This is a genomic window from Actinoplanes subtropicus (assembly GCF_000721705.1).
Lineage (GTDB): Bacteria > Actinomycetota > Actinomycetes > Mycobacteriales > Micromonosporaceae > Actinoplanes > Actinoplanes subtropicus.
The window spans coordinates 1-19,628 of the sequence record NZ_JOJL01000032.1; the positions used below are offsets into that span (position 1 = coordinate 1).

Genomic DNA, 19,628 nt, shown 5'->3' on the forward strand with positions numbered 1-19,628 from the left:
TACCGAGGGCCCCACGTCCGATTCCAGCATCGCCGGACTCGACCCCTATGTCCGTGTCGCACCAATCAATGCTTATGCGTCGCTGAGATCAGCTCAGTGTGAGCGGCGGATACGTAAGACCGTACTACTGCACCTATAACCCGGCGCGAGACATGTACGACGAACACGACGCCATCTGATGATTCTCGCCGGCGGCAGGTGACGATCACGGCCAGCAGCGGGCCGAGGGTGTCGGCAACGGATCCGGGCAAACGCGGCCCGGCGGCCGCCGACACCCTCAATGCGATCGGCAGGCATATTTGACTGGCCGGTCACGCCGGCGGTCGAAAGGCCAACTCCCGGCATCCTGGCCGGACCGCGCCCTTTTGCAACCGCCGCAACTCCCAGCCGAACCGCCGCAGCGGACCCGCGCCTTGATCCAGCCCCGCCCCGCGCCCGTCGACACCCAAATTGTTCGCCGATTGTTCGGCGCCGGCGAGATGGGCTGGTGGTCGCCTCGATGACGGCACTAGACAAGGAACGTCCCCCAGCCCTCGACCAGGGCGGTATCTGCCGCATCCGCGGCGAGTCCCGGCACAGGGGAGGCGAGGTCGGCACCGTCCTTGCCGCAAGGGGACGCCCGAAAATCAGATGGGAGTCACATGCACCTGCTGGAGAAGGAAACGACCGCTGGACTCGCGAATGGGGGAAAATCCATGCCAAGACTCAGGACTGGACACCCGCGCGCTCGACGGCTGCTCGTCGTCGCAGGTATCGCATTGTCCGCTGTCCTCATGCTGCAAACCGCCGCCAACGCGCATGACGTCACGGCGAACGGCCCGTACGACTGCGGCCCCTTCCACCTCACGCTATGCAGCCGAGGCGGCGTCACCCGGATCCACACCGAGGTCACTGCCTGCGATCTCTATGCCGACGGACGCGGTGCCTTCACGCTGTACTGGCTCTACAACGGTTTCCAGGGAAGAGTCAGGGATGGCAACGGCAGTGCAAGCGGATGCGGCGACTCGATCGTGACTGGCACGGACAACCCAGTCTGGTATATCCAAAGCTGCATCGACGGAGGTTCTCCGGCCATATATTGCGGCGCCAAGATCCCAGCCTGACGACCTCGGACAGAATTGCCGCCCGGATACGGAGTTCTCGCAGATTCGTAACGGCGGCCTGATCCAGCTATTTTCCGGAAACGGCCGACCGAACCGATGTTGGCCCACCGGTCCGATTCTCCGCTCCGGCCGCCGAGGCCGCCGTGCGCATGCGCTCCGTCCGGTCGAAATCCGACAGCTCGAACTCCGGCCGGGTCAGCGCGGCGCTCTCCACCTATCGGGAAGAGGCTCCACCGTGATCTTCCTACCGATTGGTGACCGCACGCTGCCAGGCGTCCGGAGCGGATACACCGGCAGACCCGCCCGTCAGGTCGATTTGCCTCGATAGCATCGGCGGTTGCCGGAAAGCGCGCCGAGCGGTTGACAGGGTACCTCTACCAGCAAGCGAACGTACGACCTCGACAAACGCGTCATCCACGACATGGACAAGGCGCTGCTGACCAACGGCGCCCGGCGTGGTGGCGCTTTGTCGCCGGCGATGGTGCGTACGGTGCATCCGCAAAAGCCGTCGGCCGATCGCGATCGGGCCGGCGATGGTGCAGGTGCTGCGGGAGCACCAGGCCCGCCAGGACGAGGAGAAGGCCGAGGCGGCCCTGATCTATCACGACCGCGCCGGCTGTGCCCGGTTGGTTCGGGCGGTATGCCCTCGACTTGATTCAGGACTCCGCCGGTCGGTTGACCATCGTGGTCAGAAGGTCGGTGGTAGCGGCAGGCGCCAGACACTGCGCCCGAACGTCGCAGCGTACATCCACTTTCCGTCGCCGGTTATTTTGATGTCGAGTACCGGGGTCCTGGGCATTCCGAGACCCAGCCTGACCCAGCGCGGGCTGCCGTTGCGCAGGTAGAAGACCCCGAAGTCGTCGGCCGCGTACAGCTGGTGGTGCCGCTGGTCGTAGGTCAGCATTTCGACTGGTCCATCGGGAAGATTCCGGCTGATGTCCCGCCACGTCGCGCCGCCGTTGCTGGTCTCCCAGACATTTGCCGCGTTGTCACCCTCGCGGTAGCCGGAGAACGCGACGTATACGTGGTTGGCGTTGGCCGGGTCCACCACGATCGCGTTCACCCACCGCTGCGGCAGTCCGTCGGTGAACTCGGTCCAGTGGACGCCGAGATCGTTGGTCTTCCACACCCGTCCGGTGTCCGTACCCAGGTAGATGGTGTTGGGGTCGGTCTTGGCCGGTGCGATCCAGGTGATCGTGGCGTATTCGTTGGCGTAGAACGGGCCGAGGTCGTTCTCGTCGGGTGGTACCGGCCCGGTCAGGAAGTCCGGGTCGGGCGGACTGATCCGGGTGAAGGTGTTGCCGCGGTCGATGGAGCGGTCCAGCGCGTTGCCGCCGAAATACACCACGTCCGGATCGCTCGGGTCCAGCACCACCGGCGCGTCGGTGGTGATCCGCGACGAGTGCCGGGTGCCGAAGGTGAACACGCTCGACGCCCCGCCGGTGTCCTCGTGCCGGCGGCAGGAGCCGACCTGTGAGCACTCGTAGTAGACGTTGTGGTCGCGGGGGTCGATGAGTACTTCGTGGCCGTCGCCTCCGCCGTATGCGTTCCATTGGGACAGGTCGGCCGGAGGTGCGGTCGAGGTCCAGGTGCGTACGCTTCCGTTGTCCTGCAGCCCGGTGGCGAGCCTGGTCGGGTCGTCGGCGGCGACGGCGAGGTGGTAGGACTGATTCCACGGCTCATAGGTGGCGTGCTGCCAGGACTGGGTGGCGCCGTTGGTGTCCGAGCGCCAGACTCCACCGTCGTTGCCGAGATAGACCCGCCCGGTTCGATTGCGATCCCACTGCATGGCGTGCTGGTCGGCGTGCACGCCGTCGGAGTTGTGCCAGGTCTGCCCACCGTCGGTCGATTCGCGCAGCGCCACGTCCGCGGAGAACAGATGGTTCTCGTCGCCGGGGTCGACCCACAGCCGGCCGAACCACCACTGGTAGCCACCCGACGCGCCGGGCCGACCACCCCGCGTGAACGAGTCACCACCGTTGTCGGAGACGTAGAAGCCTTTGTCCGGCCCGTACGGGGAACCGAACACGACGTACACCCGCTTGGGGTCGGAGGGTGCGACCGCGACGCCCAGGCGGCCCAGACTGGGATCGCTCTTCAGGCCGGAACCGGTTTGATCGTAGTCGGACACCGGTCCGACGATGTTCTGCAATCGCGTCCAGGTGTCGCCGCCGTCGTCGGAGCGGAACAGTCCCGAGCCGACACCGCCGTAGGTACGCGCACCGTTGTTGCGTTTGTGGTCCCACAGCCCGGCAAAGATCCGGTTGTGGTCGGCCGGGTCGACGGCCAGGTCGATGCCGCCCGTGGTCCCGTTCGGCGGGGCGAGGACCAGCTTCCAGTTCCGCCCGCCGTTGTCCACGCGATAGATCCCCCGCTGGGACACGGATGACGAGATCGAGCCGGCTGCCGCGACGAACACCCGCCGGGGGTTCGTGGGATCCACGACGATCCGCCCGATCGCCGCGCTCTGTGTCAGACCCCATTGCTGCCAGTTGCGCCCGCCGTCGGCCGACCGGTAGACACCGTTACCGAAGAACGTCAGCCCGCCACCGGACGGGTTCGCCTCACCGGTACCGGCCCACAGGACGCCATCGGGGCCGATGGCCAGCGCGCCCATGGCCTGCGTCAGTCTCTCGGGCCAGCTCGGCTGCCAGGTCTGGCCGGCGTCGGTGCTTCTCCACACTCCACCGCCGGCCACCGCGCTGTAGACCGTGTCCGGATGCGCCGGGTCCACCACCAGATCGACGACACGGGCACCCACGTTCGACGGGCCGATCGCGCTCCATTTGCCACCGGCGCCCTGCGGTACCACGGCGGCCTGCTGAATCGAGCGCGCCACCTGAGCCGGAGTCACCTGCCGGCCCGACGTCCACTTGAGCGTGAGGTAGTCGGCGGGCGCCTGAGGCCCGCCGTCTTCCTCGTCTTCCTCGTTACCCAGGTCCCGGTCACGGTCGCGATCGGCGCCCACGCTCTCGTGCTCGTCCTTCTCGTGGCCGGTCGCCAGCCGGCCTACCCCGAAGGCGCCGAGGGCAACGACGAGGATCGCCGTCAGAATGAGAGGAAGCCGCCACCGGCCCGCGCTCGTCGTCCACCTCATGGCGAGGGACCTCCCGTCGACAGGCACGCGTGCCGCCGCCGCCCGCGCAACACACTCACATATTTGCAACTACCTATCTACCATGTGTCGGCCGAAGCCAGGAACACGGGTGAATTTCACGTCTCGATTGATATCGAAGATCAGCGGCGGGCATACGCCTTCGAGAGAGGACTCCTTGTCGGCCTCTACCGGACTACTGGGGGTCAAGGGTTGAGGTCGGGGGTGGACACCCGTCTCGGCGTCGGATCCCCAGCCGGCGTCGCCGAAGGTCATCGTGCCGAGGGTGAGCGGGCTGACCCGCAGGCCGGAGCGGCCGGCGGTGCGGTATTCGTGGAGTTCCACCATCTGCGGTCCGTTCAATGCTCAAGGGCGAGCAGGCTGTCGGCGGTCTCGGCGATGGTGTCCTCGATCGGGCGCGCCTTCCAGCCCAGGACACGTTCGGCCTTGGCCGAGGTGGCCGCCAGGTCGCGGCCGAGCGCCGCGCGCAACTGACGCAGCTGCGGGTTGACCCTGGCCAGTCCGCGCGCGGCCCACAGCGGCATCTCCTTGGCCGGCACCTTCGCCGCCCGGTCGCCCAGGCGATCGCGCAGGATCGTGGCGACGTCCCGCATCCACAGGCTGCGCCCGGCGGTGGCGATGAACCGCTCTCCCGCGGCGGCCGGCTCGACCAGCGCGAGCAAATGCAGGGAGGCCACATCACGCACGTCGACGTAGCCGGAGGCGAACGGCAGCAGGGCCGGCATCGACCCGTCGAGCATGCGGGCGATCGCGGTGAGCGAGGGAGAGTAGTCCGGGCCGAGGACCGGCCCGAGTACGCCGGTCGGGTTGACGGCGACCAATTCCAGGCCGCCGTTGTCGTTGACGAATTTCCAGGCGGCGCGTTCGGCGAGGGTTTTGGACTTCTGGTACGGCTGGATGCCGTCGGCGGTGACGTCGGTCCAGTCGGCCTCGGTGAACGGGGTGTCGCGTGGCTCGTGGCCGTACGCGATCGCGCCGATCGCGGAGGTCAGCACCACCCGGCGTACGCCGCCGTCGCGTGCCGCGCGGAGCACCCGAAGCGTGCCGTCGACCGCCGGCCGGACCATCTCGTCGTCATTCTTCGGTGTCTGGGTCAGCGTGGGCGAGGCGACGTGCAGAACGCCGTCGCACCCGGCCGCGGCGTCCGCCCAGTCGTCGTCGCTCGACAGGTCGGCGCGGACCACCCGCAGGTTGTCCCCGGGGTCGGCGCCGCCGCGGCGCAGCATCGCGCGCACCTGGTCTTCGCGGGCGAGGTCGCGCACCGTGGTGCGGACCGAGTAGCCGGCGTTGAGCAGCGCCAACGTGCACCAACTGCCGAGGTAACCGGAGCCTCCGGTCACCAGGATCTCAGCCATTCTTTGCCTCCCGTGGTGTCGTCCTCCTGTGACACCACGGTAGTGGAGACCTCTCCATTTCGTCAACGAAAAACCGGAGAGGTCTCCATTACGATCCCCGGCGGGCGTCGAGACCGTCGAGAATGAGCGCCAGCATCGGTTGCGTACGCTCCGGCGCGGTTCGCCACAGGGCGCCCGTGAACTGCAGGAAATCACCGGGCTCGGCGTCCTCGCGGATGCTGCCGTCACGCTTACCGGCGCTGAGCAGCTGGGTGATCGCGTCGATGACCGGTTCGTACGTCTGCTCACTGATCGACTTGTGGACATCCGGGCTCAGGGCGGCGCCGAGGGCGTGCTTCTTGCGCATGCCGGCGACCAGGTCGGTCGTCCAGCGGCGCAACGCCTCCAGGGGTGGCTCCGCGGCGAGCAACTCGGTCACCGAGCCGACCAGCCGCGCGACCTCATCCCGGTAGATGTCGAGGATGAGCGCCTCACGGGACGGGTAGTTGCGGTAGAGGGTGCCAGGCCCGACGCCCGCCCGCTGGGCGATCTGGTTCATCGAGGTGTCGTCGTCCTCGGCGAAGGCTTCCCGTGCCGCCGCGAGGATGCGGGCGCGGTTCTCCCGGGCATCTGCGCGAACCATGCTTCTCCCTGCCGTCCAGGAGGTTACCGGAATCGGAGACCCCTCCACAACGATAGGAGATCGGCTTCGCCGCATCAAGGCCGGGAACTGGAGAGAGGCCCTACGACCCGGCCGCCAGGGCTTGTGAGGTCGCCCGGATCGTTTTGACGAGCTGGTCCGGTTCGGTCGGCCGTCCCGCGTCGAGCCAGGAAAGGATCAGCTCGATGGTCAGCTTCGGGATGAGGCCGGCTATCCAGCGCCGGTGTGCGGTGTCGGGGAGGCGGTCACGCAGGTAGCTCTCGGCGGTCTCCGCCGCGACCCGGTTGCGCTCCTGGGCCAGAGCGGCGAACTCGAGCTCGCGCTCGGCGTGCGCGAACAGGAGGCGGAAGCCGCCGGGGTCGTCGCATGCCGCCCGCACCAGGGCACGCACAGTGTTCTCGTCATACCGCTCGGGCGAGCCGAGGTGCTCACGCAGCTGTGCCTGCGTTCGGTCCAGGATCGCCTGGTACAGCTCCGTCTTGGACGCGAAATGGCGATAGATGATCGCTCGCGTCACACCGGCCTCGCGAGCAACGTCCTCCAGGCCGGTCTCGGCGAATCCGCGCCGCGCGAACGCGGCGACGCCGGCCCGGATCAGCTGGGCGCGGCGCTGCTCGCGGGAGAGCAGACGCCGCGCTGGGGGCCGCTCGGTCTCCGTCACATCCACCATCTTCGCCTCCTGTCCCGATCAACCTACCATCTGTACCCGCCATCGTGTATCCGCTTGTGTATACAGTGAAGCCGAAAGTACACTCGTGTGTGTATACGGCTGTGTCTACAGAGGGAGAGTGCAGACGATGAGATGGATTCCCGGAGGGGGCGGTGGGCTGCTGCGCACTCCCTCGGTACGGCTGAACGTGGTGGCGCCGATCGTCGCGTACTGGGTCCTGGCCAAGCTCGGTGTGGGCGCGGTGGGTGCGCTCGCCGTCTCGGCGGTCTTCCCGGCGGCGGCCGGCGTGCTGGCCGTGTGGCGGCGCCGGCAGCTCGATCCGCTTGCCGCGCTGTCGCTGACCGCGATCGCGGCGGGCCTGGTGACCGCGCTCGTGTTTGGCGACGGTCGTGTCCTGCTGGTCAAGGAGTCCTTGATCACGGGCACGCTGGGCGTGGTCTTCCTCGGCTCGCTGGCTACCTCCAGGCCGTTGGTCGCCGTACTCCGGAAGCGTATTTCCGCCTCCGGCGGGCGCGTCGCGGGCCAGGCCGGCCGATCGGTGTCCGCCCGGGCCGAGACCGCGGTCTGGGGCCTGGCGCTGGTGGGCGAGGCCGCGATCCGCGTCGGGCTGTCGTACGTGGTCCCGACCGGCGTGATGGTCACCATCTCACCCCTGCTGGCGCCGCTCGTCCTCGGCCCCGTGGCGCTGTGGGCCGTGCGGGCGCGGCGGCGCCGACCGGCGCGGCCCGAACCTTCGGCCGCCGAGTCGCTGACGCGCACCGGGCGGTGAGCGGGCCCATGGACCAACTGCCCTTCCCGGCCGCCGGCGACATCCTCACGCCGGCGCCTCGTTACGGAGAACTTCAAGAGCGCGAGCCGGTCGCCCGGGTTCGTACCGCGACCGGCGGACTTGCCTGGCTGGTGACCCGGCACGCGGACGTGACAGCGCTGTTGGGCGACGACCGGCTGGGTCGCTCCCACCCTGATCCCGCACGCGCCGCCACGGTCTCCGGCTCGGTGCTGCTCGGTGGCCCGGTCGGCGATCACGACACCGAGCGGGATCGCCACCGGCAGATGCGTCAGTTGCTCGGCCCGGCGTTCTCGGCGCGACGGATGAACGCGCTGCGGCCCCGGATCGGCCAGCTTGTCGAGCGCCTGCTCGACGAGCTCCCGTCGCCACCGACCGACTGGCACCGGGCATTCTCCGTGCCCCTGCCGGTCATGGCGATCTGCGAACTGCTCGGCATCCCGTACGAGGATCACCCTCGGTTCCGCGGATGGGCCGGCGACCTGACCTCCCTCACCGACGCCACCCGAGCGGCGGCGGCTCGGACCGAGCTGATCGCGTACGTTCGTTCCCTGCTGCCGGCCAAGCGGGACTCACCCGGCGAGGGCATGGTCTCGGACCTCGTCGAGCGGGGCCTCGCCGATGACGCCATCGCGCAGATGGCCGCGATGCTGCTCTTCGCCGGGCACGAGACCACCGTCGTCCGGCTCGACCTCGGACTGCTGCTGCTTCTCGCCAACCGGGACCAGCTGGATGCGCTGCGCCTGGACGCCACCCTCGTCCAGGGAGCGGTCGAGGAGATCCTGCGCCTGTCGAGCTCGACCACGACCGGCGGACTGCCCCGCTACGCGCGCACCGACCTCGTCGTCCGGGACGTCCCGATCGCCGCCGGGGACGCGATCGTGCTCGCCGCGCACGCGGCGAACCGGGACCGGCGCGTCTTCGACGATCCCGACTTCTTCGACCTCACCCGGCCGGCGAAGCCGCACCTGAGCTTCGGCCACGGGGCGCACTACTGCATCGGCGCGGCACTCGCCCGGGTCGAGCTGCAGGAAGCGTTCGGCCGCATAGCCGCGCGCCTGCCGGGCCTGCGGCTGGCGATTCCCCGCAGCGAGTTGCGTGTGCACGTCGACCGCCTGACCGGAGGTCTCGCCGGGCTGCCGGTCACCTGGTGACCCGCCCAGCCTATGAAAGTGGACAGCATCCACGTACACTTGTGGACGGCGTCCACTAATTGAGGCCTCTGGCGAAACGGAGGAACACCGATCATGTACAGCCCGCCGTGGTACGTATGGGTCATTTGTCTCGTTGGTGCGATCGGCTTCCCGGCCGCCGCCAGCCTCACGCTCTATCGCGGCGCGCGCGGCACCGGCTCGTCGCGAGCACGGGCGGCGGTGCTATCGGTAGCGGTCGTCGTGGTCCTCGGCGGCTGGCTGGCAGCCAGTGCGGTCATCGCCGCGCGGGGTCACTACCAAGGCGCCCCAGGCGAGTTGCCCTGGCTGGGAATCGCCGCCGGCGGATCGCTTGTCGCGCTGCTGGCGATGAGCCGGTTCCCGGCCGTCGCCCGCGCCCTGGCCGCCCCGGAATCGCTGAGCCGCAGCGTCCTGCCGCACGCCTTCCGGGTCGCCGGGGTCTCGTTTCCGATCGTCATGGCCCTGGGCCATTTGTCACCGCTGTTCGCCATACCGGCGGGTCTCGGCGACATGGCGATCGGAATATGGGCGCCGTTCGTGGCCCTCCAACTCGCCCGCGGGGCCGGTCGCCGCGGCGCGGTCTGGTTCCACGCGCTCGGCACGCTCGACCTCGTCAACGCTTTGATCCTCGGTGGCCTTACCGGCTACGGAATCGTTCACACCACGTCACCGAACGATGCGCTGGCCGCGCTCCCGATCGTCCTGATCCCGAGCGCGGGCGTGCCGCTCCTGCTCGCCCTGCACATCGTCTCGCTGCGGCGCCTGATCCCGCGACGGGTCGCGACACCGGTCACCGCCCCGCTTGATGGTTCACAGCGTTCACCGCAAACACCCCTACCGGAAGGTACGAAGCATGTCCGCGTTCGATGAACTAGCTCGCCGTAACCGTGAATACGCCGACTCCGGGAGCCTCGCGCTGCCGAACCCGATGCCGAAGACCGGAGTCCTGATCGTCACCTGTATGGATCCGCGGGTCGAGCCGGCCGGGTTCCTGGGCATCGAGCAGAACGACGCGCTCGTGGTGCGTAACGCGGGCGGCCGGGTCAACGACGGCACGATCTTCGACATCGCGCTCGTCTTGTCGCTGCGGAGGGTGGTCGCAGGCACCGATGGGCCACCGCTGGAGGTCGCGATCGTCCACCACACCCAGTGCGGTTCGAGTTTCCTGGCCAACGACGACTTCCGCCAGGGGTTCGCCGCCAGGACTCGCCTCGCCGACGCCGACCTGCAGGCTGCCGCGGTCGTCGACCCGCACCTCACGGTACGCGCCGACGTGCAGAGGTTGCGATCGTCGCCGCTGCTCGACGACGGCGTTGCGGTGTCCGGGCACGTCCTGGATCTGCAGACGGGTCGAGTGGAAACGGTGCTGTCCGCCACCTCCCAGTTCGCTGTCGCGCGAACGGTGGACTGAGATGGAAGACGTTCGGGTCAGCGCTGCGGCAACACCGGACATCCCACCGGACCGGGCTTCGCGAGGACCCACCGCTCCGTGGGCATCGAGACCGTGATCAATGTGTCGGACCTGCACATGAGGTACGGGATCGTGGAAGCCGTACGCGGCCTCGATCTGCAGGTCCGCCGCGGCGAGGTATTCGCCTTCGATACCCGCTGCGGCGATTATCGCCGGACGAGCCCTGACCTCGGTCGTCGTGGCCGTGGCCAGGACGGCATTCGCCCCGACTGCGACCAGCCCGTGACCGCCTGACGCCTACCACGGGAGCGCACCCCGGCGGCCTAAGCCAGACTGTCTTCGACGAAGGCGCGGGTGCGTTCCTCGATGCGCCGCCGGGCCGCCTCGCTGAGCTCCCGCAGCGGGCCCTGCCCGAGGAGCACGGCCAGCCCGTGCACCTGGGACCAGATCGGGAACTCGATACCCTCCCGGCGCCGCGGATCCAGCGTCCCGGCCTCGACCAACTCGTCCAGGACCGCGCGGAGATGATCCAACGGCATGCGCTCCTCGCCTTTCCCCTCGTTCGCCACTTCGTAGGCGTGCCGCTGGGGCACCGCGAACGCGGTCGCGAAAAGGCCCGGTTCTTCCCGGGCGAAGCCGAGGTATGCCGTACCGATGGCACGCAGCCGGCGGCGCGCCGCCGCCGGATTGCCATATTTGCCGCGCACCCGAGCGATACCGGCCGCCATCCGGTCTGCCATCTCCCGCATCGCCGCCGCACACACTTCGGCCAATAGCTCGTCACGGTCGGCGAAGTGCCGGTAGGCGGCATTCGGTACGACGCCCACGACCCGCGTCGCCTCGCGCAGCACCACAGCATCCGGACCACCCGTCCGCGCCAGCTCCAGCCCCGCCGCGATCAGGCCCTCCCGGACCACCCCCCGCGGGCGGCGGCGCCGCTCCGCTGCGGGCATCTGCACTGGTGACTCGCCATGGCTCACCAAATCAGCGTAACAACGTGAACACCGTCCACGACGCGGCGCCGGTCTGCCGGGACGGCGGGCCGAGGATATCGGTGAGCGGGCTATTCAAGACCCTGGACGGCCGGCCCTACGTCGTAACTGCGCCATCGCTGACGCCGCACGAGAACGCCGGTCATCCGGGCGAGGAGTAGTTGGTGGCGGCGAGGGCAGCCGGCTGGGTCCGGCTCGCCGCGGCGGTGGGCGCCCCGCCGGGGGTGGCGTCCCGGCCGAGTGCGGCCAGGCCCACCAAGTCGTCGGGCTCGGCGTCGGCGACCGACGTGTCGAACCGGCCCAGGGTGCGGCTGGCCAGCGCCGCGACCGCGAACCCGACCACCAGCAGCCCGAAGATCACGTAGGTGAGTCCGATGCCGCGGCCGGGCCCGGCGCCGACGATCGGGGTCAGGTGCCGCGCCGGCGCGTCGAGCAGCCGGGTGGCGTACGGGCCGACGAGGCCCACCCCCAACGGGATCGTCGACCAGGCGATCAGCGTGTTGAGCGCGAACACCCGCCCGTGGAACCGCTGCGGAACCTTGACCTGGACGATCGTGGTGTACAGCCCGTTGACCAGGGTCAGCCAGAAGCCCAGCCCGAACGCGCCGGCCGCCGCCACCACCAGGCTCGGCCGGGTGCCGGTCAGGACGCCGGCGAGCCCGAGCGCGACCGTGCACACCAGCATGACCGACATCCGGCGCTGCCGCGGCCCGCCCCAGAGGGTGAGCAGCAGCGCCCCGACCACGCCGCCCAGGCCCCCGCCGAAGGCGACCCGGCCCAATTGGCCCAGGCTCGCGAACGACAGCACGAGCGGCGACATCAGCAGGAACATCGGGGCCAGGAAGACGTTGAGGCCGGCGAACCACAGCAGCATCGTGCGCAGGCCGCGGTGGCCCCAGGAGTACTGGAACCCCCGGGCGATCTCGCTCGCCAGCGGCTCCTTGCGCCGCCACGCCATCGTGCGGGGGAAACGTACGGCCAGCAGCACGACGATCGCGACGCCGTAGCTGGCCACGTCGAGGACGAGGATGCCGCCGAGTTTGATCGTGGCGAGCAGGCCGACGGCGATCAGCGGGACGAGCAGTTGGGCCATGCCGCCGGCGAGCTGGACGACGCCGCTGGCGTGGCCGAGGTAGCGCTTGGGCACGAGCTGCGGCACGGCGGAGGCGTACGCCAGGCGCTGGAAGGTCAGCGCGACCGACAGGGCGACCAGCAGCGCGTAGATCTCCCATATCCGCAGGTGCCCGCTCCACACCAGCATGCCGAGGCACAGCTGGGTCAGGCCGGCGGCGAGGTCGCCGGCGAGCATCACGGCGCGGCGCGAGGCCCGGTCGACGATCGCGCCGGCGACCGGGGCGATCAGCATCCCGGGCAGCAGTGCCAGCACGGAGAACAGCGCGAACCGGCCGAGCGATCCGGTGGTGAGGTAGATCCAGAGAGGCACCGCGAATTCGGTCAGCGCCGAACCGGTGATCGACACGAGCTGACCCGCGGCGATCGCCAGCAGGCGACCCATGCCGGGTTGCGGACCGCTCGGCGTGACCGGTGTGTCCGAGTCGGAGACGGCGTGCAGGTACCAGTGCGGGTGGGCCGGGTCCCGGCCGGCAGCGCCGGGCCGGTGGTCGGTGGTGACGATCTCGGCGAGTTCCCGCGCGCGGTACCTCAGGAAGAAATGCCCGGCCTCGTCGAGCACCACCACGGCGCTGCGGTCGGTGAGGAAGTGCCACTCACGGAAGCGTTCCGGATAGAAGTCGGTGGCCGGGTCGCGCTCGCCGGCCACCGTGACGATCGGGGCGCGCAGCCGCCGCACCCCGCCGGTGAGCAGGCCGGTGAAGTGTTCCTCGGCCGCCTCCGAGTCGCGGCGCATGTTCCGGATGATCTGCCGGGCCTGGGCCGGGTCGAGGTCGCTCATGTCGACGCCCATCGACGTCAACCAGTTGGCGTAGCCCTGGTCGGCGCGCAGGAACTCGAGCCGGGCCAGCCGCGACACCGCGGACAGCGCCCGGCTGCCGGGGCGGGCGAACGGGAAGATGGCCCCGAGGTAGAGGGTCTCCACCACCCGGCCGGCGGCCTCCAGCCGGCGCGCGATCTCGACCGCCAGGGCGCTGCCGACACCGCAGTGCCCGTAAAGGACCACCGGCCCGTCCACCTTGGCCAGCACCTCCTCGGTGCAGGCGGCGGCCAGCTCGGCGAACGGCAGGCGGTCCTGGTCGAGCCCGATGTCGGCGCCGGGGATCGCCACCGACCACAGCGCGTGGTCGTCGGGCAGCGCGTCGGCGAGCGGTTGGTACACCACCGCGCTACCGCCGCCGTACGGCACGCAGACCAGGCTGCGCCGGGCGACCCGGCCGGCCGGGGTCAGCAGGTTGAGCAGCTCCCGCGCGCCGGCCGGCCCGTCGACGAGGGCGGCGATCGTGCGAACGGTGCGGCACCGGAACACGTCCAGCACGCTGACCCCCGCGCCGAGCCGGGCGCGCAGCCGGGCGACGACCTGGGTGGCCAGCAGCGAGTGCCCGCCGAGGTCGAAGAAGTCCTCTTCGGCACCCACCGACGGCAGCCCGAGCACCTCCCCCCATACCTCGGCGATCAGCTTCTCCGTGGCGGTGGCCGGCGCCGCGCCGGCCAGGTCGCGGGCCGGCGCCGGCGCCGGCAGCGCCGCCCGGTCGAGCTTGCCGTTCGGGGTCAGCGGAAGCGCCCGCACGGCGACGATCGCCGCGGGCACCAGGTATTCGGGCAGCGACTCGCGCAGCGCGGCACGGGCGGCGGCCGGGTCGCCACCCACGAGGTAGCCGACCAGGCGCTGGTCCCCCGGCCGGTCCTCGCGCAGCAGTACGGCCGCGTCGGTCACCCCGGGCTGCTCGCGCAGGGCGGCCTCGATTTCGCCGGCTTCGATGCGCTGGCCGCGCAGCTTCACCTGGTGGTCGAGGCGGCCGAGGTACTCGATGGCGCCGTCCGGGCGCCACCGGGCCCGGTCGCCGGTGCGGTAGAGCCGGCCGAATTCCGGGTGGGTGACGAAGCGCTCGGCGGTCAGCTCGGGCCGGTCGTGGTAGCCGTCGGCGAGCTGGACGCCGCCGATGTGCAGCTCGCCGGGCACGCCCAGGGGCACCGGCTGGTCGTCCCGGCCGAGCAGGTAGATGCGGGTGTTCGGCACGGGCCGGCCGATCGGGACCGGTTCGTCGCCCGGGGCGCACCGCCAGGCGGTCACGTCCACGGCGGCTTCGGTCGGCCCGTACAGGTTGTGCAGCTCGGCGCCGGGCAGTGCGGCCAGGCACCGGCGGGCGAGTGCGGCGGGTAGCGCCTCGCCGGAGCAGATGATCCGGCGCAGCCCGCGGCACGCGTCCAGCCCGGGCACGGCGAGGAACGCGGCCAGCATCGACGGCACGAAGTGTGCCGTTGTCACCCCGCCGCGGACGATCAGGTCGCGCAGGTAACCGGGGTCCTTGTGCCCGTCCGGCTCGGCCAGCAGCAGCCGTGCCCCGGTGAGCAGCGGCCAGAACAGTTCCCACACCGACACGTCGAAGCTGGTCGGGGTCTTCTGCAGGACGACGTCGTCGGGCCCGAGCCGGTAGTAGTTCTGCATCCAGTGCAGCCGGTTGACGATCGCGGTGTGGCTGACCCGGACGCCCTTGGGTTTGCCGGTCGATCCCGAGGTGTAGATGACGTACGCGGTGTCGGCGGGTCCGGCACCAGGGGCGACCCGTCCGTCGTCCCCGGCGGGCAGCGTGGCCAGGCTCTCCGCCGTCACGACGAAGGTGGCGCCCGAGTCCGCGCGCATGAACTCCAGGCGGGCCGGCGGGTACCCCGGGTCGAGCGGCACGTACGCGGCGCCCGCCTTGAGGATGCCCAGCAACGCGACCGGCAGGTCGAGACAGCGGGGCAGGCTGACGGCGACGAGGTCGCCGGGACGTACCCCGGCGGCGTGCAGCCCGGCCGCGGTGGCGGCGGCCCGCCGATCGAGTTCCGCGTAGGACAGCCGGCACCCGGCGAACATCACGGCGACCGCGTCCGGGGTCCGGGCCACCTGGGCCTCGATCAAGCCGGGCAGGGTGGCGTCGGCCGGGTACGGGGCCGCGGTGTCGTTGAACGCCGCCGTGACCAGCTCGCGCTCGGCCGGATCGAGCAGCGGTACCTCGGCGAGCCGGACGCCCGGGTCCTCGGCCAGCGCGGCGAGCACCCGCTCCAGGTGCCCGGCCAGCCGTTCGATCCGTTCCCGGTGGAAGAGGTCGGCGTTGTACGCGTACAGCAGCCAGAGGCCGTCGGCCGTGTCCCACACGTCCAGGGCCAGGTCGACCTTCGCCTGCGTGAAGTCGAACGAGAGCGGCTCGACCGCCACGCCAGGGAGCCGCAGCCCGGCCGGCGCCGCGTTCTGCAGCGCGAACATCGCCTGGAACAGCGTGCTGCGACCGGGGTCGCGGTCGAGGTTCAGCCGCTCGAACGGGATGTGCGGGTGGGCGAAGGCGTCCAGCGCCGCCGCCCGGGTGCGGTGCACCAGGTCGCGCAGGGTCGGGTCGCCGGCCAGGTCGGCCCGGAGCACGACGGTGTTGACCAGGTGGCCGACCAACGGTTCCAGCTCGACGCGATCGCGGCCGGCGAACGGCGCGCCGACGCAGAAGTCGTCCTGCCCGGAGTGCATGCCCAGGACCACCTCGAACGCGGTGAGCAAGGTCATGAACAGCGTGCACCGTTCGGCGCGGCTGCGCGCCCGCAGCGCGTCGGACAGCGCCGCCGGCAGCGGGTGGCGCACCTGGCCGCCGCGGGTGGTCCGGACCGGTGGCCGGGGCCGGTCGGTGGGCAGCTCGAGCGGCGGCACACCGGCCAGGCGGGCCTGCCAGTGCGCGCGCAGGCGCTCCCGTTCCGCCTCGTCGAAGTGGCTGCGCTGCCAGCGGACGAAGTCGGCGTAGCGGATCGGCGGCGGCGCGAGCGGCTGCCCGCCGTAGAGCGCCGCCAACTCGCCGAGCAGCACGCCGATCGACGCGCCGTCGCCCACGATGTGGTGCACGACGATGGCGAGCACGTGCTCGTCCGGCCCGACCTCGACGAGCAGGGTACGCAGCAGCGGCCCGGATTCCAGGTCGAACGGCGCGTTCGCCCGCTCGGCGACCAGCGCCCGGGCCGCGTCGAGGTCGCCGCTGCGGCGATCCACGGGCGCGGCCAGGTCCCGGGTGACCTCCTGGACGGGCTGACCGCCGACCGTCGGGAAGCGGGTGCGCAGGCTTTCGTGTCGCGCGACAAGCTGGTGCAGCGCCTGTTCGAGGCGGTCGGCGTCGAGCGGGCCGCGCAGGCGCACCGCCACCGGGATGTTGTAGGACGCGTCCGCCGGGTCGAGCTGCTGCAGGAACCAGATGCGTTCCTGCTCGAAGGAGAGCGGGACCGGCTCGGGGCCGGGCGGCTGGGCCAGGATCGGTTCGGCCGGGCGGCCGCCGTCGCGCAGCAGGGCGTCCACGGCGGCGGCCAGCTCGCGCACGGTCCGGTGGGTGAACAGGGCGTGCAGCGGCACGTCGGCGCCGGTCGCGGCGCACAGCTGGGCGCGTACCCGGGTGGCCAGCAGCGAATGCGCGCCGAGGTCGAACACGTCGTCGTCCAGGCCGATCGCCGGGTGGTCGAGCGCCTCCGCCCAGAGCCCGGCGGCCAGTTCCTCGGTCGGGCGCAGTTCGAGCGGTGCCACGGCGGGTGCCGGGGCGGCCGGGTCGGGCAGCGCCGCGACGTCGAGCTTGCCGTTGCGGGTCAGCGGTAGCGCGTCCAGCCACACGTACCGGGTCGGCACCATGTAGGCGGGCAGCCGCTCGGCGACGTACGGCCGGAGATCGGCGGCCGAGCCGGCGAGGTACGCGACGAGCTGCCGGACGCCGGCGGCGTCCGGCCGGGCGAGCACCGCCGCCTGCCGCACCGCCGGATGGCCGGCGAGAGCGGCTTCGACCTCGCCCAGCTCGATCCGGTATCCGCGGATCTTCACCTGGCTGTCGAGCCGGCCGAGGAACTCCAGTTGGCCGTCGGCACGCAGGCGCACCCGGTCACCGGTCCGGTACCACCGTTCGCCGCGGACGGTCGGGAACCGTTGCGCGGTCAGCTCGGGCCGGCGCAGGTAACCCAGGGCCAGGCCGGTGCCGCCGAGGTACAGCTCACCGGCGGCACCGGGCGGCACCGGGCGGCCGTCGGGGTCGAGCACGAGCGCCCGCACCCCCGGCAGCGGGTGGCCTATGGGTGGCCGGCGATCGGTGTCCGCGCCGGTCAGCTCGGCGGCGGTGGCGATGATGGTCGCCTCGGTGGGCCCGTAGGTGTTGAGCACCCGTACCCCGACCCGCTCCCGCCACTTCGCGAGGGCCGGCGCCTGCACCTGGTCGGCGCCGAGGATCAGCAGCCGCAGCGCGGCGGGCCAGCGCACCGCGTCGCCGGCGGCAATCAGCTCGTGCCAGTACGGCGTGGGCAGGTCGAGCACGGTCAGCCCGGCGCCGGCCGGGGTGGCGAAGAAGTCCTCCAGCCCGCCGGGCGGGGCGAGCACGAGCGTGGCGCCGGCGGCCAGGCACGGCCAGATCTCCTCGGCGTGGGTGTCGAAGCTGGCCGAGGCGAACTGCAGCACCCGGTCCGCGGGCGTGAGATCGTAGTGCGCTCGCATCCACTGCACCCGGGCGGCGAGCGCGCCGTGCGGTACGACGACGCCCTTGGGGGTCCCGCTCGATCCGGAGGTGTAGATGACGTACGCCGGGTCGGAGGCGGACGGGCGGGCCGCGGCCGGCGGCGGCCCGGCGCCGTCCAGTGTCGCCATGTCCACGGTGGGCAACCCGGTGCCGGGCAGCGTGTCCCCGGCCGTGACCAGCGCGGCGGGCCGGGCGTCGTCGAGCATGAACGCCAGTCGGCGCGCCGGGTACCGCGGGTCGAGCGGCAGGTAGGCGGCGCCCGCCTGCAGCACGCCGAGCAGCGCGGCGACGAGCTCGGTCGTGCGGTCGAGGCAGACCGCGACCACGGTGCCCGGGCCGGCGCCGAGGGCGTGCAACGCGGCGGCGACCTGGCCGGCCCGCTCGTGCAGCCTCGGGTAGCTCAGCTCGCCGTCGTCACCGGTGACGGCCGTGCCCCCCGGCATCGGCAGCAGGTCGAGGACGGTCGGCGGCGCGGGCGGCGCCGCCGAGGTGGGCGGCTCGCCGGGGGCGAACAGGTCCGGCAGCGCGCGGTCGGGATCGGCGACCGCGGCGCGGAGCACGCCCTCGTACTGCCGGACGAGCCCCTCGATGGTTTCCGCCTCGAACAGCTCGGTGTTGTACTGCGCCGAGCCGTGCAGTCCGTCGGCGGTCGTGACCAGTTCGACGGTCAGGTCGAGTTTCGCGCCCGGTGCCTGGGCGGGGAACCCCTCGACCGTGAGGCCGTCGAGCGTGAACGGGTGCTCCTGGGCCGGCTGGAGGATGAGCATGGTGTCGAAGAACGGGTTGCGGCTGGGATCGCGCACCACCGGCAGCTGCGTGAACGGGACGTCCTGGTGCGCGTACGCCCCGATCGCGGTGCGGCGCACCCGCCGCAGCACCTCCCGGAACGAGGGGTCGCCGGACAGGTCGGCGCGCAGCACGACGGTCCTGGTGAACAGCCCGATCCGCGGTTCCAGCTCCTCCCGGTCCCGGCCGGCCAGCACCGTGCCCACGCACAGGTCGTGCTGCCCGGCGTACCGGCCGAGAAGCACCTGGAAAGCGGCGAACACCACCATGAACAGGGTGGACCGTTCGGCGCGGGCCAACGTCGCGAGCCGGGCCGTCAGGTCGCCGGGCAGGACGAAATCGACGCTGGCGCCGTGCCGGGTGGTGCGCAGCGCCGGGCGGGGCCGGTCGGTCGGCAGGTCCAGCACGGGCGCGCCGTCGAGCTGACCGCGCCAGTACGCGACATCGCCGCGGACCGGCGCCGGCTCCAGCGGCGGCAACGGGGGCAGCCGGTCGCCGCGGTAGAGGGCGCTGAGTTCGCGGTAGAGCGGCCCGATGGAGCCACCGTCGACCACGATGTGGTGCAGGACGAGACAGAAGACGTGGTCGTCCGGGCCGAGCCGCAGCAGGGTTGCGCGGACGAGCGGGTCCGCCGCGAGGTCGAACGGCTGACGCAGCCGCGCGTCCAGCGCCGCCTGCGCGGCCGCCACCGGGTCGGGCCCGGCGCTCAGGTCCACCCGCTCCAGCGGCACCGGCAGCGTCGCCCGGATCTGATGGCACGGCCGCCCGTCCACCATCGGGAACGCCGCGCGCAGGCTCTCGTGCCGGTCCACCACCGCCTGCACGGCCGCCTGCAGCGCCGGCACGTCGAGCGGTCCGCGCAGCCGCTCGGCCACCCACATCCGGTACGCCGGATCGCCCGGGTCGAACTGGTCCAGGAACCACATCTGCTCCTGGGCGTGCGACAGGGCCGTTAGCATGGC

Annotated in this window: 13 protein-coding genes; 6 read left to right on the forward strand and 7 right to left on the reverse strand. The window is 71.4% G+C overall.

Going from position 1 to position 19,628, the window contains the following annotated elements; all coding sequences use genetic code 11:
- Positions 1-641 precede the first annotated feature (641 nt).
- Positions 642-1,103 carry a hypothetical protein gene (locus IH26_RS60335; RefSeq protein WP_157437583.1) on the forward strand — a complete coding sequence of 154 codons (462 nt, stop codon included), beginning with the start codon at positions 642-644 and terminating at the stop codon, positions 1,101-1,103.
- A 688-nt stretch (positions 1,104-1,791) separates the two neighbouring features.
- Here IH26_RS60335 and IH26_RS0138350 read toward each other — a convergent pair.
- The 5 genes from IH26_RS0138350 to IH26_RS0138365 all read right to left on the reverse strand — a co-directional run bounded on the left by IH26_RS0138350 (position 1,792) and on the right by IH26_RS0138365 (position 6,883).
- The gene (locus tag IH26_RS0138350) at positions 1,792-4,200 is read right to left on the reverse strand and encodes a WD40/YVTN/BNR-like repeat-containing protein (protein WP_051809263.1); all 2,409 of its coding nucleotides are present in this window, start codon (positions 4,198-4,200) and stop codon (positions 1,792-1,794) included.
- Between the two features lie 69 nt (positions 4,201-4,269).
- On the reverse strand, positions 4,270-4,545 hold the full coding sequence (locus IH26_RS58745) for a hypothetical protein (protein WP_157437584.1): 276 nt from the start codon (positions 4,543-4,545) through the stop codon (positions 4,270-4,272).
- Between the two features lie 11 nt (positions 4,546-4,556).
- Positions 4,557-5,573 (reverse strand): SDR family oxidoreductase, encoded by a 1,017-nt coding sequence (locus tag IH26_RS0138355; RefSeq protein ID WP_030441195.1) that lies wholly within the window; start codon positions 5,571-5,573, stop codon positions 4,557-4,559.
- 88 nt (positions 5,574-5,661) lie between these two features.
- The gene (locus IH26_RS0138360) at positions 5,662-6,195 is read right to left on the reverse strand and encodes a TetR/AcrR family transcriptional regulator (RefSeq protein ID WP_030441196.1); all 534 of its coding nucleotides are present in this window, start codon (positions 6,193-6,195) and stop codon (positions 5,662-5,664) included.
- 100 nt (positions 6,196-6,295) lie between these two features.
- Positions 6,296-6,883 (reverse strand): TetR/AcrR family transcriptional regulator, encoded by a 588-nt coding sequence (locus tag IH26_RS0138365; protein WP_063763796.1) that lies wholly within the window; start codon positions 6,881-6,883, stop codon positions 6,296-6,298.
- A gap of 127 nt (positions 6,884-7,010) precedes the next feature.
- Between IH26_RS0138365 and IH26_RS0138370 the strand changes: the two genes are divergently transcribed.
- From IH26_RS0138370 to IH26_RS0138390, 5 genes are all read left to right on the forward strand, one after another.
- Entirely contained in the window at positions 7,011-7,652 is a 642-nt protein-coding gene (locus tag IH26_RS0138370) for a VC0807 family protein (RefSeq protein WP_157437585.1), read from the forward strand.
- 8 nt (positions 7,653-7,660) lie between these two features.
- Positions 7,661-8,824 carry a cytochrome P450 gene (locus IH26_RS0138375; protein ID WP_030441199.1) on the forward strand — a complete coding sequence of 388 codons (1,164 nt, stop codon included), beginning with the start codon at positions 7,661-7,663 and terminating at the stop codon, positions 8,822-8,824.
- 93 nt (positions 8,825-8,917) lie between these two features.
- Complete coding sequence (locus IH26_RS56485; RefSeq protein ID WP_051809265.1) at positions 8,918-9,712, forward strand: hypothetical protein; 795 nt, start codon at positions 8,918-8,920, stop codon at positions 9,710-9,712.
- Positions 9,696-10,253 (forward strand): beta-class carbonic anhydrase, encoded by a 558-nt coding sequence (locus IH26_RS0138385; protein WP_030441201.1) that lies wholly within the window; start codon positions 9,696-9,698, stop codon positions 10,251-10,253. Before IH26_RS56485 ends, IH26_RS0138385 begins: the two co-directional genes overlap by 17 nt.
- A gap of 78 nt (positions 10,254-10,331) precedes the next feature.
- Positions 10,332-10,547 carry a hypothetical protein gene (locus IH26_RS0138390; protein ID WP_030441202.1) on the forward strand — a complete coding sequence of 72 codons (216 nt, stop codon included), beginning with the start codon at positions 10,332-10,334 and terminating at the stop codon, positions 10,545-10,547.
- 29 nt (positions 10,548-10,576) lie between these two features.
- On the opposite strand, the gene IH26_RS0138395 is transcribed toward IH26_RS0138390, so the two are convergent.
- On the reverse strand, positions 10,577-11,233 hold the full coding sequence (locus IH26_RS0138395; protein ID WP_245665877.1) for a TetR/AcrR family transcriptional regulator: 657 nt from the start codon (positions 11,231-11,233) through the stop codon (positions 10,577-10,579).
- A 154-nt stretch (positions 11,234-11,387) separates the two neighbouring features.
- A complete protein-coding gene (locus tag IH26_RS64090; protein WP_063763797.1) occupies positions 11,388-19,625 on the reverse strand; it encodes a non-ribosomal peptide synthetase/MFS transporter in 8,238 nt (2,745 codons plus the stop codon).
- Positions 19,626-19,628 lie beyond the last annotated feature (3 nt).

Coding starts and splice junctions, on each gene's coding strand:
- IH26_RS60335 (WP_157437583.1), top strand. CDS start 642: ATGCACCTGCTGGAGAAGGAAACGACCGCTGGACTCGCGAATGGGGGA.
- IH26_RS0138385 (WP_030441201.1), top strand. CDS start 9,696: ATGTCCGCGTTCGATGAACTAGCTCGCCGTAACCGTGAATACGCCGAC.
- IH26_RS0138355 (WP_030441195.1), bottom strand. CDS start 5,573: ATGGCTGAGATCCTGGTGACCGGAGGCTCCGGTTACCTCGGCAGTTGG.
- IH26_RS0138365 (WP_063763796.1), bottom strand. CDS start 6,883: ATGGTGGATGTGACGGAGACCGAGCGGCCCCCAGCGCGGCGTCTGCTC.
- IH26_RS0138370 (WP_157437585.1), top strand. CDS start 7,011: ATGAGATGGATTCCCGGAGGGGGCGGTGGGCTGCTGCGCACTCCCTCG.
- IH26_RS0138360 (WP_030441196.1), bottom strand. CDS start 6,195: ATGGTTCGCGCAGATGCCCGGGAGAACCGCGCCCGCATCCTCGCGGCG.
- IH26_RS56485 (WP_051809265.1), top strand. CDS start 8,918: ATGTACAGCCCGCCGTGGTACGTATGGGTCATTTGTCTCGTTGGTGCG.
- IH26_RS0138375 (WP_030441199.1), top strand. CDS start 7,661: ATGGACCAACTGCCCTTCCCGGCCGCCGGCGACATCCTCACGCCGGCG.
- IH26_RS64090 (WP_063763797.1), bottom strand. CDS start 19,625: ATGCTAACGGCCCTGTCGCACGCCCAGGAGCAGATGTGGTTCCTGGAC.
- IH26_RS58745 (WP_157437584.1), bottom strand. CDS start 4,545: ATGGTGGAACTCCACGAATACCGCACCGCCGGCCGCTCCGGCCTGCGG.
- IH26_RS0138350 (WP_051809263.1), bottom strand. CDS start 4,200: ATGAGGTGGACGACGAGCGCGGGCCGGTGGCGGCTTCCTCTCATTCTG.